The sequence below is a fragment of the Shewanella sp. AC91-MNA-CIBAN-0169 genome (assembly GCF_040310165.1).
Taxonomy (GTDB): domain Bacteria; phylum Pseudomonadota; class Gammaproteobacteria; order Enterobacterales; family Shewanellaceae; genus Shewanella.
Genome location: NZ_JBEOPM010000135.1, coordinates 1 through 262 on the forward strand (window position 1 = coordinate 1; position 262 = coordinate 262).

A 262-nucleotide genomic window follows, 5' to 3' on the forward strand; every position below is an offset into this window, starting at 1 on the left:
TGCGTCGGCGGTTCCGGCGACGAGCCCGGCTTGCAGCGCACCGCCGTGGCGCGCGTTGACTTCGTCGACGACGAGGCGCCAGTGATGGTCGCGCCGCTCGCCGATCAGCGGCGTGACGACGAACGTGCAGAACAGCGGGTCGGGGCACACGTGGAGCCGGTCGTCGTCGATCTGCGAGAACAGGTCGAACTGCGGCGCGCAGAACCAGATGTCCGCGTCGTACAGCGCGAGCTTGCGGATCTGCGGATGGCGCGCGCAATAC

General features: G+C 69.1%; 1 protein-coding gene. It reads right to left on the reverse strand.

Translation table 11 applies throughout. The features are described from left to right. Positions 1–262, reverse strand: a 262-nt coding sequence (locus AAEY98_RS22430; protein WP_351019811.1) for a hypothetical protein, incomplete at both ends; no start/stop codon positions are given.